The 13,341-nt window shown below is 54.2% G+C and carries 16 protein-coding genes and 1 pseudogene; 9 read left to right on the forward strand and 8 right to left on the reverse strand.

Annotation, left to right across the window (positions count from 1 at the left end; genetic code table 11):
* Positions 1-178 precede the first annotated feature (178 nt).
* Together M7R55_RS00875 and M7R55_RS00880 are read right to left on the reverse strand one after the other, a co-directional pair.
* Positions 179-772 carry a thioredoxin family protein gene (locus tag M7R55_RS00875; protein WP_298217643.1) on the reverse strand — a complete coding sequence of 198 codons (594 nt, stop codon included), beginning with the start codon at positions 770-772 and terminating at the stop codon, positions 179-181.
* A 212-nt stretch (positions 773-984) separates the two neighbouring features.
* Complete coding sequence (locus M7R55_RS00880; RefSeq protein WP_298217644.1) at positions 985-1,497, reverse strand: TlpA disulfide reductase family protein; 513 nt, start codon at positions 1,495-1,497, stop codon at positions 985-987.
* Positions 1,498-1,743: 246 nt separating this feature from the next.
* On the opposite strand from M7R55_RS00880, the gene wrbA reads away from it, so the two are divergent.
* The 4 genes from wrbA (at position 1,744) to M7R55_RS00900 (ending at position 4,148) form a co-directional block, all read left to right on the forward strand.
* Complete coding sequence (wrbA, locus tag M7R55_RS00885; protein ID WP_298217645.1) at positions 1,744-2,337, forward strand: NAD(P)H:quinone oxidoreductase; 594 nt, start codon at positions 1,744-1,746, stop codon at positions 2,335-2,337.
* Positions 2,338-2,706, forward strand: coding sequence for a DUF2069 domain-containing protein (locus tag M7R55_RS00890; protein ID WP_298217647.1), 369 nt, complete (start codon positions 2,338-2,340; stop codon positions 2,704-2,706). It begins immediately after the preceding gene.
* A gap of 104 nt (positions 2,707-2,810) precedes the next feature.
* The gene (gene galU, locus M7R55_RS00895) at positions 2,811-3,632 is read left to right on the forward strand and encodes a UTP--glucose-1-phosphate uridylyltransferase GalU (RefSeq protein WP_298217649.1); all 822 of its coding nucleotides are present in this window, start codon (positions 2,811-2,813) and stop codon (positions 3,630-3,632) included.
* A 30-nt stretch (positions 3,633-3,662) separates the two neighbouring features.
* The gene (locus M7R55_RS00900) at positions 3,663-4,148 is read left to right on the forward strand and encodes a peptidylprolyl isomerase (protein WP_298217651.1); all 486 of its coding nucleotides are present in this window, start codon (positions 3,663-3,665) and stop codon (positions 4,146-4,148) included.
* Positions 4,149-4,269: 121 nt separating this feature from the next.
* On the opposite strand, the gene M7R55_RS00905 is transcribed toward M7R55_RS00900, so the two are convergent.
* Positions 4,270-5,112, reverse strand: coding sequence for a BPSS1780 family membrane protein (locus tag M7R55_RS00905; RefSeq protein ID WP_298217653.1), 843 nt, complete (start codon positions 5,110-5,112; stop codon positions 4,270-4,272).
* A gap of 114 nt (positions 5,113-5,226) precedes the next feature.
* Between M7R55_RS00905 and M7R55_RS00910 the strand changes: the two genes are divergently transcribed.
* The 3 genes from M7R55_RS00910 (at position 5,227) to M7R55_RS00920 (ending at position 7,181) form a co-directional block, all read left to right on the forward strand.
* On the forward strand, positions 5,227-5,985 hold the full coding sequence (locus M7R55_RS00910) for an HAD family hydrolase (protein ID WP_298217655.1): 759 nt from the start codon (positions 5,227-5,229) through the stop codon (positions 5,983-5,985).
* A gap of 78 nt (positions 5,986-6,063) precedes the next feature.
* Positions 6,064-6,465, forward strand: a complete 402-nt coding sequence (locus M7R55_RS00915) for a CZB domain-containing protein (RefSeq protein WP_298217657.1) — start codon at positions 6,064-6,066, stop codon at positions 6,463-6,465.
* Between the two features lie 134 nt (positions 6,466-6,599).
* Complete coding sequence (locus tag M7R55_RS00920; RefSeq protein ID WP_298217659.1) at positions 6,600-7,181, forward strand: hypothetical protein; 582 nt, start codon at positions 6,600-6,602, stop codon at positions 7,179-7,181.
* Between the two features lie 12 nt (positions 7,182-7,193).
* Here M7R55_RS00920 and hda read toward each other — a convergent pair whose 3' ends face one another.
* Both hda and M7R55_RS00930 read right to left on the reverse strand, forming a co-directional pair.
* A complete protein-coding gene (gene hda / locus M7R55_RS00925) occupies positions 7,194-7,895 on the reverse strand; it encodes a DnaA regulatory inactivator Hda (protein ID WP_298217661.1) in 702 nt (233 codons plus the stop codon).
* Between the two features lie 40 nt (positions 7,896-7,935).
* Complete coding sequence (locus tag M7R55_RS00930; RefSeq protein WP_298217663.1) at positions 7,936-9,027, reverse strand: AI-2E family transporter; 1,092 nt, start codon at positions 9,025-9,027, stop codon at positions 7,936-7,938.
* 376 nt (positions 9,028-9,403) lie between these two features.
* Here M7R55_RS00930 and M7R55_RS00935 point away from each other — a divergent pair, with 376 nt between their 5' ends.
* A complete protein-coding gene (locus tag M7R55_RS00935; protein WP_298217665.1) occupies positions 9,404-10,336 on the forward strand; it encodes a DUF58 domain-containing protein in 933 nt (310 codons plus the stop codon).
* Entirely contained in the window at positions 10,333-12,339 is a 2,007-nt protein-coding gene (locus tag M7R55_RS00940; protein WP_298217668.1) for a DUF3488 and transglutaminase-like domain-containing protein, read from the forward strand. Before M7R55_RS00935 ends, M7R55_RS00940 begins: the two co-directional genes overlap by 4 nt.
* A gap of 49 nt (positions 12,340-12,388) precedes the next feature.
* On the opposite strand, the gene M7R55_RS00945 is transcribed toward M7R55_RS00940, so the two are convergent.
* The 3 genes and pseudogenes from M7R55_RS00945 to M7R55_RS00955 all read right to left on the reverse strand — a co-directional run.
* On the reverse strand, positions 12,389-12,823 hold the full coding sequence (locus M7R55_RS00945) for a DUF2802 domain-containing protein (protein ID WP_298217670.1): 435 nt from the start codon (positions 12,821-12,823) through the stop codon (positions 12,389-12,391).
* Positions 12,820-13,023 (reverse strand): hypothetical protein, encoded by a 204-nt coding sequence (locus M7R55_RS00950; RefSeq protein ID WP_298217672.1) that lies wholly within the window; start codon positions 13,021-13,023, stop codon positions 12,820-12,822. Before M7R55_RS00950 ends, M7R55_RS00945 begins: the two co-directional genes overlap by 4 nt.
* Before the next feature lie 112 nt (positions 13,024-13,135).
* Positions 13,136-13,341 (reverse strand): annotated as a pseudogene (locus tag M7R55_RS00955) (integrase core domain-containing protein); the annotation flags it as partial.

Genomic DNA, 13,341 nt, shown 5'->3' on the forward strand with positions numbered 1-13,341 from the left:
ACACTCAAGGCGGCCTGTAAAGTCAGGGGCGTTGCGGCACCGTCGTCGGCATGTGCGCCGCCACACATTATCCCTAAGCAAACCGCCGCCCAAATCGCTGTAGCGGGTCGAAAAATCATAGCAATCCATCCTTGCAATTCACGCTTAATCGGCCAGATGACAGTCAAGCCGCAAAACGTTACTCGCTGTGCTCCTTGCGGTATTTGAAGAAGTTCATGCCCGGTTGTTTGTACGCACCGCTGGTCACGAACTCGGCCAGAGTCAGAAATTCCTTGGCCGAGCGGGTCGGGCCAGTGAACAGGGTAGCAACCTTGCCATCCGTATCGATGAAGGCCATGACCGGTGTGGCACGAACACGGAACTGCTTGAAGGCAAAATCTTTTTGCGACATCGATTTGCCTTGGAAATCCGTCATCATCACATCGCCTTCGATATCGATCGATGCGGTGATGAAATGTTTTTTCATGAATGACATGACGTCCGGATCGGTGAATACGGTCGTTTCCATGCGATGGCAGAACGGGCAATCGGCCATCTGGAAAAACAGGAACAGGCCGGTTTTGCCATCGGCCTTGGCCTGTTTGAGATCGGCGGGCATATCAAAGAAAGAGTCATCCCAGAAACCCTCAGCGTTTGCCGCCGGCAGCCAGAAAACCGAGCCAAGAAAGCTTAAGCTCAGCACCAGGGCCGCAGCTAAGCGTCGGCTCATGGCGGCAAAACTGGCCGAGATGGCAATCATCGCTTGGTCAGATCCTGCAAAAGTCCCGTTCACGCGCACCCCTCCTCTTTTGTTTGACCCCGGTCTTTACACCGGGTTAGCAGGTTATTGAAAAACACCCTGGTAAGGCAAGCCATGAAATGGCTTATACGAAGATCAAGCATGCCAAATGCTTGATCTGTGAAGCCCGTCGCTGGCATGCACCACGACGAGGCGAGTTGAAAAAGGGCAGGAAGCGTTCTTTTTCAACATTCTGTTATCGCCTTTCAGGAATTGTTCCCGATCATTTGCACGAGTTGCTCTGCGGTGATACCACCGACATGTCGTGCCACCAGTTCTCCCTTTGGGTTGATCAGAAACGTGGTAGGAATGCCTGGAATATTCCCGAAAACAGCAAGTGAACGTGGATTCAACTTGAAAATCGGATAATCAACACCGTATTCCTGAGCAAACATCGCCAGTTCGTCAGCAGAAGCGTCCGTATCCACACTCAGGCCCCAAACCTTGATGTGATCCTTGGCATGATCGCGGGCAAAGGCCGCAAGCTCCGGGAGCTCCTTGCGACACGGCGGACACCAAGTGGCCCAGATATTGATGACGACCCAGTTCCCACGCTCGTTGGTCAATGAGTGGGGGTGCCCGGTGACATCCTGCGCGGAAAACTCAAAGGGCGCCGCAAAAGCCGACGATGTCAGCACCAACAGCAAAAAAACGCCAAGAACACGTCGCCATAATGACGAAGACAAATTCCCGACCGTAAACCAGACACCTTTACTCATAGTTTCTTTCTCTCAGTTTCATGTATTGACGATCAGACCTAACCGGGCCGTAGCCCCGCACCCGGTCGGCGAAATCGTGATGATTCGCTGCACCATACTAATTCAGCAAACGGTCAGTAATTGGTTATTATGGCAGGCCTTTGTGCGCGAGAGGTGCAAGCCAGCACAGCGACAGCAAGCGCGCGACGCCAAGAATAAGGGCAAACAGCGCATTTTCACCTTTAATTTCAGGAACATCCGTGAAGCATGGCCGACATTCTCGTTCTTTATTATAGCCGTTACGGCGCGACAGCACGTCTAGCCCACCAGGCCGCTCGAGGCATCGAACAAGTAGAAGGGATGCAGGCCCGAATTCGTCGCGTCCCGGCGATAGCGGATTCTAGTGGCAACATACCAGAACCCGCGCCAGACGAACCGCCCGTTGTCGCGCCACAAGACTTCGAGGAGTGCGCTGGTTTGCTGCTGGGCAGCCCTACCTATTTCGGTGGTATGGCGGCACCGGTCAAACACCTGATCGACGACACCAGCCGCCAATGGTTCAAAGGTACGCTGACCGGCAAACCTGCGGGCGTATTTACCTCAACGGGCTCCATGCACGGTGGACAGGAGACTGTATTGCTTTCGATGATTGTCCCGCTGTTGCACCACGGTATGCTCATCGTCGGGATTCCCTATGCAGAACAGGCTCTGGCGCATACCCAGACCGGCGGCACCCCGTACGGTGCCAGCCATACCGCAGGCAATAACCGACCGCTGAGCCAGGAAGAACGCCATCTCACTCAGGCACTCGGTCAACGCGTTGCGGAAGTGGCCAAATCGCTCGAGGCATCGAAGTCTTAAGTGGCCCCCAATCGACTTCGCCTGCTGCGCGGCCTTATCATTGCCGCGCAACCATTGATCGTACTGACCTACCTCGGCATGGCATTCGGAGGTAGCGGACTGGCTCGGCCGCAAGGTGCCTGGCTAATCGTGTTGATCCTGCCTGCCCTGCTCTCATTACCGGGGATGTGGTTAGGCCGCTACCGCGCATTTGTCTGGGCCGCTCTTTTCGACCTCTTCTACCTGATGATTGCCATGACGGACGCATGGAGCAGTCCGCACGATCGGGGGTTCAATCTCGCCATTGTGGTTTTTGCCCTCATGGGTTTCATCGCAGCCTGGATTCAGGGTATTGTTTTGCGTCGACAGTCCAGGCGAAATGCCAGATAACCGTCCAGGTTCACCAGTAAAAGCCCAGCAAATCATCTGAAATTTTTATTAAGATGAGCTTCACAAATTCCTACTCACACTTGTTAAATGAAGGACACCATCTCATGATTCGCAAATGCCTGTTTCCTGCCGCCGGTTACGGTACTCGTTTTCTTCCTGCCACCAAGGTCATGCCCAAGGAAATGCTGCCGATTCTCGATCGGCCATTGATCCAGTATGGGGTCGAGGAAGCCATGGAAGCGGGCATCAAGAATATGGCCATTGTCACCGGCCGGGGCAAGCGGGCGCTGGAAGACCATTTCGATGTGAACTATGAACTTGAACATCAGATTCGTGGCACATCCAAGGCAAGCCTGCTCGCCAGTATCGATAAACTCATCGAAAACTGCACATTTTCCTATACCCGCCAGATCTCAATGCTGGGTCTGGGCCACGCCATTCTCACCGGCGAACCGCTGATCGGGAACGAGCCTTTTGCCGTTGTACTCGCTGATGATCTGTGCGTGAGTAGTCCCAAAGGGGTACTGAGCCAGATGGTCGAGATTTACGCGCGTCACAAATGCAGCGTGGTTGCGGTTGAAGAAGTCCCGATGACCGAAGTTCACAAATACGGAGTGATCGCCGGCACACCGATTGACGAGGACACCATTCAGGTGAGCCAGATGATCGAAAAACCGGCCGCGGATCAGGCTCCGAGCAATCTCGCCATCATCGGTCGCTACATCCTCACACCCGACATTTTCGATATTCTCGCAGCGACCCAGGCCGGTGCTGGCGGTGAAATTCAAATCACCGATGCCTTGCGCACCCAAGCAGAACAAGGCAAAGTCATTGCTTACAAGTTCAAGGGGCAGCGTTTTGACTGCGGTAGCCCCTCGGGTTTTGTGGCAGCAACCAACCATTTTTACCATCTGAGCCGTCGTTGAAAACGGCATTTAACTTGAGGGCGCTAACGAATGCACGTGACTGAGAACAAAGTGGTATCAATCGAATACACACTGAAAAACAATCAAGGTGAGGTGCTGGACAGCTCCGTAGGCCATGATCCGCTGGCTTATTTACATGGCCACCACAACATTATTTCCGGGCTGGAAAATGCACTGGTCGGGAAAAGTGTCGGTGATGCGTTCTCTGTCGAAATCCCCCCTGAAGAAGCCTACGGGCTGCGTGATGAAAGCATGACTCAGGTCGTGCCTCGTCATCTGTTCCAAGGGATTGATGAAATTCTGCCCGGCATGAAGTTCCACGCCGAAGCCGAACATGGCGTCAACGTCGTGACGGTTATCGACGTGAAAGGCGATCAGGTTCACCTGGATGCCAACCACGAACTGGCCGGCGAAACCCTGCATTTCGATGTCGTGGTCAAAGATATCCGTGACGCAACGGCTGATGAAATCGAACACGGCCACGCACACGGTCCGCACGGTCACCACCACCACTGAGTGCGTTTGCCTGCTCTTCAGCAATAGCGACAAAAACCCCGGATTCTACTCCGGGGTTTTTTATGCGTTTGTTACGCTCGAAGCGGTCGGAACGAACGCAGTTGAGTACACTCAATTCGAATCACATGACTGTAGAGGCGCGTTCCTGAACCACACGGCCTTGATCCCCCCTATCGGAATAGCCGCCAACAGGATGATCGCCCCAGATATCCTCGAAGGCGATAAACACACTGGCAATCATCAACGGCAACAGCAGGATGAGACTCAGCATCAGCGTGATGGGCACGGTCAAAAACAGCAGGAACAAAACCAACGCATAAACCAGAAAGGCCGACCAATTGCGCCCAACGGCACTGAAGCTCAGCGACAGAGCCGAACGCAACGTCTCGCCACGCAGCACGATCAATGGCACGGCAAAAAAAGTCGCCATGCTGTATGCCACCGAAGCGATCAAAACCCCGATCCACAGCACCAAGGCATCCGGATTCATCAGATAAGGGATCAAGAAGCGCACTCGCTGCTCATCCGTCGCTGTCAAATCAGTCAACACCGAATGATCAACGCCAGATAGCTTAACGGTCACAAAGATAGCCAAAACCAGCAACAACGCCAGTGAAAAAGCGATGGAGACGAAACCCAACCAAAGCAGTGCTTTTCTCGGGGCGGGATCCTTGAATACGGAAAACAGCAAATCAAAGGAGATCGGCTGTTCGCTCGCCAGCGGTTCGATGCGCGACCGCTGTTCGATCTCCCGCACCCGCCGCAAGACCACATAGACACCGCCGGCGAGGAACGGTGACAGGATCGGCGTGATGACGTTTCCGATCAACGGGATCATGCTGGCAACGAGCAACAGGACGTACATCAACATCACCGTCCCGAGGACCAAGCCGAATCTTGGTCTGATTAAACGCCACGCTTCCTTGATCCACTGCCATCCTCGGCCCGCATTCACACGTCGCATATATCCTCACCTATTCTGTGGTTTTCAGTACTCGCTGCAAAACGTTTGGCAAGCAAGCCTTGCTAGGATAGCCTAACGCCTTAATTTTACCGCAGCTTCAATTCAGGTTTATTTATGTTCAAGGCAATTTTATTCGATGTAGACGGTACGCTCGCGGAAACTGAACGCGATGGTCACAGGATTGCGTTCAACCGCGCTTTTGCCGATGCCGGGCTGGACTGGGACTGGGGTGTGGCGCTGTATGGCGAACTGCTGGCCGTCACCGGTGGCAAGGAACGAATTCGTTTTTTCATCGATGAACACCAACCTCAATACCCGGCTCAATCGGATGAAGCGGCCTGGATCGCAGGTCTGCACAAAGCGAAGACCACGCATTACCTTGAGCTGCTCGATCAAGGTGCGATTCCGCTGCGTCCCGGTGTGCGACGCCTGATCGACGAAGCCCGCGCACAAAGATTGCGTCTGGCCATTGCCACGACAACCACACCCGAGAACGTGACCGGACTGCTCGAAGCAACACTGGGCAAGGAATCCCTGGACTGGTTTGAAGTCATTGCCGCGGGCGACATCGTGCCGAAGAAAAAACCGGCGGGCGACATCTATGTCTATGCACTCGAAGCGATGAATCTGCGCCCCGCGGAATGTTTGGCCATTGAAGATTCAGCCAACGGCGTCCTCTCGGCACTGGACGCAGGGCTCCCTGTACTGGTCACAGACAACGCCTATACAAAAGAAGATGAATTCAACGGCGCCCTGGCAGTATTGAGTGATCTGGGTGAACCGGGACAGCCGGTTGTCGTTCGTTCAGGATCAGCGCCTCAATCGGGCTATGTTGATTGTGCTTATTTGCACAGTCTTGCTCCGACTGCCTAGGCATTGAGTGAAATACCACACTGACAAGCACAGATTTCACAGCTACACTCGTGATTGAACTTGACACTTGGGGATACCATGACTGCGCACCATTCGACAAAAGCCAATACCTTTGACTACGACCAATTCATCAATGAATTCGAAGAGGTAACCTATTGGCATTTTGCCTGGTACAGCCGGATCATGGCAGCCCTGCTGTTTGATCAGAGCAAGCACATTCAAGGGCATCACGATTGCAAATTCGGGCAATTTCTGGACCGCACGGAGATTCCCCCTGCGCACAAAGCTGAATTTGACGCCGTTCGCGACTTGCACAAGCAGATGCACGAGTCGGCCAATGCGTTGATAGCAAGCCGGAATGACAGCAAGGAAGTCGAAGAGGAACTCTTCCAGGAATTCTCGGAATTGCAAAGCCTGTTTGCCGCCGCCTGCAATGCGCTGTTGCGTGCCACCATTACACGTTTCGCCAAGCAGGCCTAGTGCCACGGATTCACATCCCTATTGTTCAGCCTACTGCCAGCTGATCCTCCAACGCCAGATCAACTGGCGTTTTTTTTGACCGCCGCAAGACTGCCTCAAGAGGGTCCGGCACTTTAGCGAGCCAGAAGACCTTCATGGAAAAAAACATCGACGAAATACGCGCCCGCATTCGCGGCCTGCAGGAAGAGCTTGAGGCTGAATACCTCAAATCCATCGAAGCGTTCGAAGAAAAACGTACCCATCTGGCCGAGGATTTTCAGCAGCAACAGAAGCGCTACAAAACGGGACTACTGCGATTTCTCATCAAGACAAAACCGCTGACAATGCTCACCGCGCCGGTGATTTATCTCGGCTGGATTCCTTTCTTTTTGCTCGACTTATTCGTCACGCTCTATCAGACAATCTGCTTTCCGATTTACGGCATCCCCAAGGCACGCCGTTCGGATTACCTCATCTTCGGGCGCGAGGACTTGCCCTACCTGAATCTGATTGAAAAATTGAACTGCCTGTATTGCTCCTATGGCAATGGTGTCGTTGCGTACGCTCGCGAGGTTGCGGCCCGAACAGAACAATACTGGTGCCCGATCAAATATGCCCGGCGAGTTAGTTCCGCGCACGACCGATATCCCGAATTTTTCGATTATGGCGACGCCGAAGCCTATAAAAAGGGGCTGGATCGTTTGCGGCAGTCCTATGAGGAAGAAAAGCCCAAGTGAGCTGACCGGAGCTCAGGAAAACAGCACTGAGCGGACAAACGGAATCGTCAATTTACGCTGAGCACTCAATGAAGCGTGATCGAGATCCTGAATGATATGTAGCAAGCTGCCCAGATCTCTCGGGCTACGCTGAAGCAGGTAGACGGCACTTTCAAACGGCAGATCGAATCCACGCTCCTGGGCCTTGCGCCGCAATAGCTCGATTTTTTCCGCCTCATTCGGTGCGTGAATCAGCATCGTAATACCCCAGCCCAGACGCGACAACAGATCGGGCAACTGGAATCCGCATGCGGCAGGCGGCAGGCTGGCTGTCATCAACAAGGGGGTTTCCTGCTCACGCAAACGGTTGATGAGATCGAACAGCTGGAACTCGCCCTGCTCATCTCCCGCCAGCGCATCCACGTCATCCAGAACCAGCAGATCAATCTGCGACAGATTCATGCGATCGAGGTGAGTCGGATTTTTCTTCACATCAACGTAAGCGGCAGAACGCCCCCGTTGCCCCGCATAGAAACAGGCCGCCTGGGCCAGATGGGTCTTGCCACTATTCTGTGTGCCATGAATGAATAGCTGAGCTTCTCCCCGCCCGAGCGCAAGCTGAGTGATCAAGGCGCGCAAAAGCAGGTTTTCACCACCGATGAACCCGTCGAGCGAACGCGGCGCGTTCAGCGCCAGATCCAACGGTATCTGCTGCATCTTGCCTGAAGTGTTCATAGGGAGCGTTAAACAGCGTTTTCCGGCATGGACGAAGGGATCACTTTGATTTTTCCGCTACGTTATCCTTAAATGGGGCCAGCAGTATCTTGACCTTATCCGCATCCTCATAAAACGGGCTTTCGCGGTACCATTTCAACGCATGGCGCCCGAGCACGACAAGAATGGCCGATACCGGTAGCGCCAGCAGCACGCCGAAAAACCCGAACAACACACCACCTGCCATCACGGCAAAAATAACCGCCACCGGGTGCAAACCGATACGCTCACCCACAAAACGCGGCTGCCAGAGGACACTTTCCAGTGTTTGCCCGATAACGAAGACTATGAGCACCCAAAGTAATGGCATGAACTCGCCAGTCTGGATATACATCGCGATCAAGGCGGTCGTGATGCCAATGACATTACCCAGATAGGGCACGAAGCTGAGCATCCCCGCTGCCATGCCGATGACCACGCCGGTTTCCAGTCCCACCACGGTCAGGCCGATGGCATAGGTAATCCCGTTCGCGAGCATGACAGCCAATTGCCCACGCAGGAACCCACCCAGCATCTGGTTGGATTCCTGCGCCAAAGCCACCCATTGCGGTTCCTGTTGGCGCGGCATCAGTGCCTGTATTTTCTGGAGTAATTGCGGCCAGTCACGCAGCAGGTAAAAGCCGATCACGGGGATCAGGATCAGATTCATCATGGAAAGGACAACAGCACTGCCATTGCCGAACACGACGGTAGCACTCTTTGCCAGCACAGTGCCGATTTCCTGCGCATGCTGAACGGTGAGCTGCGTCACCGAATTGAGATTGATGTCGAGGCCCAGCCTACCATTAAGGTAGGGAACCAGCTGATCCTGGAGCATCGTAAGCAGTTTCGGAAATACGGTGACCAGTTTGACGGCCTGATTGATGATCACAGGCACCAAGGCCAGTACCGCCAGTATCATCACGAGCATAATGACGAAAAAGACCACCGTGGTGCCCAATGTGCGGTTGATTTTCCAGCCGACCATCCGTGTAACCAGAGGGTCGAACAGATAAGCCAGAACCGCACCGGCCAGAAACGGGGTCAAAATGGGCGACAGCAAGTACACGATGTACATTGCCAACGCCAGACTACCAATCACAATCCAACGCATGTGCTGACTCCTTCCTTAAACCCGTTACCTGATATGTTCAGCATGAACGATCGCTCATCCCGACTGCTCTTGAACCCAGATTTTAACAGCAAACCACGACGACATCGGCATGAAGTAAGCCCATGAAAAAAGACCAGTCGGCTAGACTACGATCAGGTTGGTCAGATTGACCAAGAGATCGACTCCGTGGCACAGACTTAAGGAAGCGCTGATTTATTCTGTGCTTCCCGTTTGGGGCAGGATGCCCCAACACGAACAAAGACGTACGTCTTTGATTCGTGAGCGCCATCGCGGACGTGTACCGCGATGAGCGAGCTGATTTATTCCAAGGATGGAATAAATCAGCATTTACTTAAGGAACTTCAAGGATTGTTTGATGGCGACCACTGCGAAAATCCGCATAAGACCCAACAAGATCGGCTTTGGATTTATCGCCTTGTCGATCGCCATGCTGCTCGCTGCGATCAACTATGGCAATAATCTGGTCTTCTTCATCAGTTTTCTGCTTCTGGCTCTGATGGGCAATAGCGCATGGCAGACCCGCCGCCACCTCAAAAGCTGCCAAATTCGGCCGCTTAGCCCGCTGCCGCGTTTTGATGGCGAAGCAGGCGCATGGCCGGTTCAGATTGAAAGCAACCTCAATAACCCGTCGATTCACGTCCAAGCCATCAGCCAAGCTCTCAATCAGAACGGTGAAGCAGAGCCCCTCACAATTAACCTGACCGCTGGCCGGACGGAGTTAGTCGAGCTTCTCTTAACCACAATGCCTCGGGGCCGCTATACGACACCAGACGTCATCCTTTCCACTCGCTATCCCATTGGTTTGTGGACCGCCGAAACCCAATGGGTATCATTACCGCATTGGCAGTGGGTTTATCCCAAACCCTTAGGCGAAGCACCCCTGCCAACTAATGTGCTGCCGGCTCATGCGGAAAATGCAGACGTATCTCTGCAATCCGGCGACGATCAGTTCGACCACCTCAGAACTTATGTGCCCGGCGACGCCTTGAGCCGGATCGCGTTCAAGCACTACGCCCGATCAGGGCAACTGGTTACCCAGTACTGGCAGTCGAGCGAAGCCATACATGACGAAATCATCCTCGATTACAAATTGCTGACCGGCAACACGGAAGTCCGACTACAACAATTAACACGCTGGATTCTGTCGCTTGCCGCAGACCACCGTGCGTTCACACTCAAACTACCAGGCGAATCGGATCGACACGGTGCTGACTCAACCCATGTCACGCATTGTCTCGAAGCGCTGACCCTGTTTTCCCCCGCGCACCACCCACGTCTCGCTTCATGAACAACAAGATACAGCCACTGGATCGTCCCCTGGGTATCGTGATTGCCCTCGCCATCGCCTCGCATCTGCCCCATATGCCCATCTGGGCCATACCTCTGGTGTTGTTCGGGCTGATCTGGCGCTTGCAGCACGAATGGCGTGGCTGGCCTTTACCACCTAAACCGCTACTGATTTTGCTGGCCATGGTTATCAGCTTGCTGGTGCTGTTCACCTACCATAGCCTTTGGGGGCGTGATCCCGGTGTCACACTGCTGACGCTCGGTGCCCTGCTCAAACTGCTCGAAACCCGGCAACTGCGGGATCAGTTCGCGCTGCTGCTGTTGGGGTTCTTCCTGATCGTCAGTCTGCTGCTCTTTGACCAAGGCATACTCACCGCCTTGATTTCCCTTGGGTTGTTCGCAGGCTTGGTCACAGCCTGGATTGGTTTGAGCAACCCGAACATCCGCCTGATCAAGCCACGCATAAAGGCGGCTGCCGGCCTGATGCTGGCCGGTTTGCCAATCGCGCTTCTGCTTTTTTTGCTTTTTCCTCGACCACCGGGTGCTTTATGGGGCACCAAACAACCTGTGTCTGCACAAGCCCGAACAGGGTTATCCGATCAACTGACCGCAGGAGAATTTGAACGGCTGTCTACCGATTCGACACCGGCATTTCGCGTCCACTTCAGCGGCACGATGATTCCGCCCGCTGATCGCTATTGGCGGGTTTTGGTCATGAGTGATGAGACAAACAACACCTGGCATGCGGATATCCCCAATATTTTGCAGACCGTGCCTGCGCCAAACGTGCGTGTTGACCCGACCAGTGCCGTTGAATACACAGTCACGCTGGAACCTTCCGATCGTCGGTTTTTGCCCACCTTGGCCATGGCAACGGTGCTGCCGCCGCAATCCGTTCTGAGTGTTACCGGCAGTCTGTTTTCGCTTCGCCCACTGAATGATCGTTATCGTTACACCGTTACCTCAGCGATACGTTATCACCTCGATGAACGCCGATTATCGGCCGACACCCGCGAACGCAACCTGAGCCTGCCCGCCGGCGACCCTAAACTCAAGGCGCTGGCAGCAAGATGGAAAGGGCTTGCCCCGCTCGAAATTCGTGACCGGGCATTAAACTACTTTCGTTCGCAAGGATTCAGCTACACCCTCACGCCGGGCAAACTGCCCGAGCAAAACCGAATGGACACCTTCCTGTTCGACACCAAACGCGGTTATTGCGAATATTACGCCAGTGCGTTCACGCTGCTCATGCGCGCCGCCGGTGTTCCCGCCCGAATCGTGACGGGTTATCAAGGCGGCGAAGTCAACGGCGATTATCTGCTTGTTCGTCAGGCCGATGCCCATGCCTGGAGTGAAATCTGGGTCAAAGGCGAGGGTTGGATACGCGTCGATCCAACCCAGACTGTTGCCCCGGAACGCATTACCGACGGCATCGCGCTAGCCGCCCAACAAGACGCAGCTTTACCCGCCGCGCTGCGCCGTAATGACAGTCTTGCTCGTCAATGGTCGTTACTGAGTGATCGAGTGGAGAATGGCTGGAACCAGTATGTTCTCGGTTACAGCGGCAGCACCCAGACCGATCTGCTGCAATGGTTTGGCCTAGAAAAGCTCGGCCAGTGGGGAAGGCTTGGATTTGCTTTTATTGTCGTCGCAATCGCGTGGCTTATGATCTTCGGCTTGTGGCGGCATCTTAGCCGCCCGGAAAAACAAATGCCGCCCGTCGATCGCGCGTGGTTCGCCGTCGCCACCGAGCTTTCCCAATTGGGCATTACGCGTCAACCGGGCGAAACCCTGCAAGCCTACTGCCGACGTGCGGAACAGCTCCTGCCCGATTACGCGGCTGCAATCAGACAGACCCAGCATTTGATTTCGCAATGGCGTTACGCTTCCTGCTTCAGTCAACGCAGCCAGGCACTGGCTGAAAAAACGGCACAGAATCTAAGCCTTCAACTTAAATGGTTGCGATGGCGGGAGAACCTATTTCCGGGTCGGAAAAGAAATTGATTACCGGCCGTGCAGCCGGAGTGAACATATCAGAAGGCTCCGCCGATCTTCAACCTGCCCTTGAACCGGCGTTGGGTTGATTGATACGCAACAGCAACTGCGCCTCGCTTTCGGACAAACCGAAATCGTCGACAAGCTCCTGCAGGGTCACGCGGCCTTGCGCGCTGAGACGCAAGGCATTCTCGAAACCGCGTTCGGTTGAATCACTGGCAGTGACACTTTCAAAACGCGTTTGGACATGCTCCATCTGCTTAGCCTGCTGGACGAGCTTCTTGTCGAAACCATCCATGTGCCGCCCCAATCCGGCCAGTGCAGACTCAATTGAACCTTGTTCGTTCTCGATCCGTTCCATCCGGGCCTGCAACCAACGGGCGTTACTGGTCTGCGCCTTAAGCGCGGACTGAAGACGAGCGATTGCGATCAAAGAGACCACAGCCAACACCAGAGCGGCAGCTGCCACACCGATCAACCAATATTGATTCATTTTTCACCGAGATCCGATAATCCTTTGAGATCGACAAGGATAATCAATTTGTCGTTACCCTTCTCGGATTGTTGGGTCACCACGCCCATAATATGCGACGAACCCTCGTCACTGCCCGAGCGCTTGGCCTCATTCACGATTTCCTCATCCAGTGCGATGACTTCGGCCACACTGTCGACTAAAGTGGACCCTTCAGTCAAGACACTAATTCATTGAGTTTAAGAGGGTAGCCTTTGACACGCAGCTGCATGGCGCTGCCCCGGTTTTTGATTCTGTTTTTTCCTGGCGATATTCTTTTCGCGCAGTGAGTTTATCCACAATGCTTGCCCCGCCTCCGCTCGCTGTCCGATAGACCTCATCCGGCGTGCAGTAGTCCCGCGACTGGTGCATTCGTTCCGTGTTGTAAAACACAAAGTATTCCGTCAACCCCAGCAGCAGCTCCGGTAGCGTGGCATAGCCTTGCAAATACACGTCCTCGTGTTTGACGCTGCGCCACAGCCGTTCCACAAAGATGTTGT

The organism is Halothiobacillus sp. (assembly GCF_027346185.1).
GTDB lineage: Bacteria > Pseudomonadota > Gammaproteobacteria > Halothiobacillales > Halothiobacillaceae > Halothiobacillus.

Bases quoted from the DNA above. Each gene is read 5' to 3' on its own strand.
- M7R55_RS00880 (WP_298217644.1), bottom strand. From the start codon at position 1,497: ATGAGTAAAGGTGTCTGGTTTACGGTCGGGAATTTGTCTTCGTCATTA.
- wrbA (WP_298217645.1), top strand. From the start codon at position 1,744: ATGGCCGACATTCTCGTTCTTTATTATAGCCGTTACGGCGCGACAGCA.
- galU (WP_298217649.1), top strand. From the start codon at position 2,811: ATGATTCGCAAATGCCTGTTTCCTGCCGCCGGTTACGGTACTCGTTTT.
- M7R55_RS00900 (WP_298217651.1), top strand. From the start codon at position 3,663: ATGCACGTGACTGAGAACAAAGTGGTATCAATCGAATACACACTGAAA.
- M7R55_RS00905 (WP_298217653.1), bottom strand. From the start codon at position 5,112: ATGCGACGTGTGAATGCGGGCCGAGGATGGCAGTGGATCAAGGAAGCG.
- M7R55_RS00910 (WP_298217655.1), top strand. From the start codon at position 5,227: ATGTTCAAGGCAATTTTATTCGATGTAGACGGTACGCTCGCGGAAACT.
- M7R55_RS00915 (WP_298217657.1), top strand. From the start codon at position 6,064: ATGACTGCGCACCATTCGACAAAAGCCAATACCTTTGACTACGACCAA.
- M7R55_RS00920 (WP_298217659.1), top strand. From the start codon at position 6,600: ATGGAAAAAAACATCGACGAAATACGCGCCCGCATTCGCGGCCTGCAG.
- hda (WP_298217661.1), bottom strand. From the start codon at position 7,895: ATGAACACTTCAGGCAAGATGCAGCAGATACCGTTGGATCTGGCGCTG.
- M7R55_RS00930 (WP_298217663.1), bottom strand. From the start codon at position 9,027: ATGCGTTGGATTGTGATTGGTAGTCTGGCGTTGGCAATGTACATCGTG.
- M7R55_RS00935 (WP_298217665.1), top strand. From the start codon at position 9,404: ATGGCGACCACTGCGAAAATCCGCATAAGACCCAACAAGATCGGCTTT.
- M7R55_RS00940 (WP_298217668.1), top strand. From the start codon at position 10,333: ATGAACAACAAGATACAGCCACTGGATCGTCCCCTGGGTATCGTGATT.
- M7R55_RS00945 (WP_298217670.1), bottom strand. From the start codon at position 12,823: ATGAATCAATATTGGTTGATCGGTGTGGCAGCTGCCGCTCTGGTGTTG.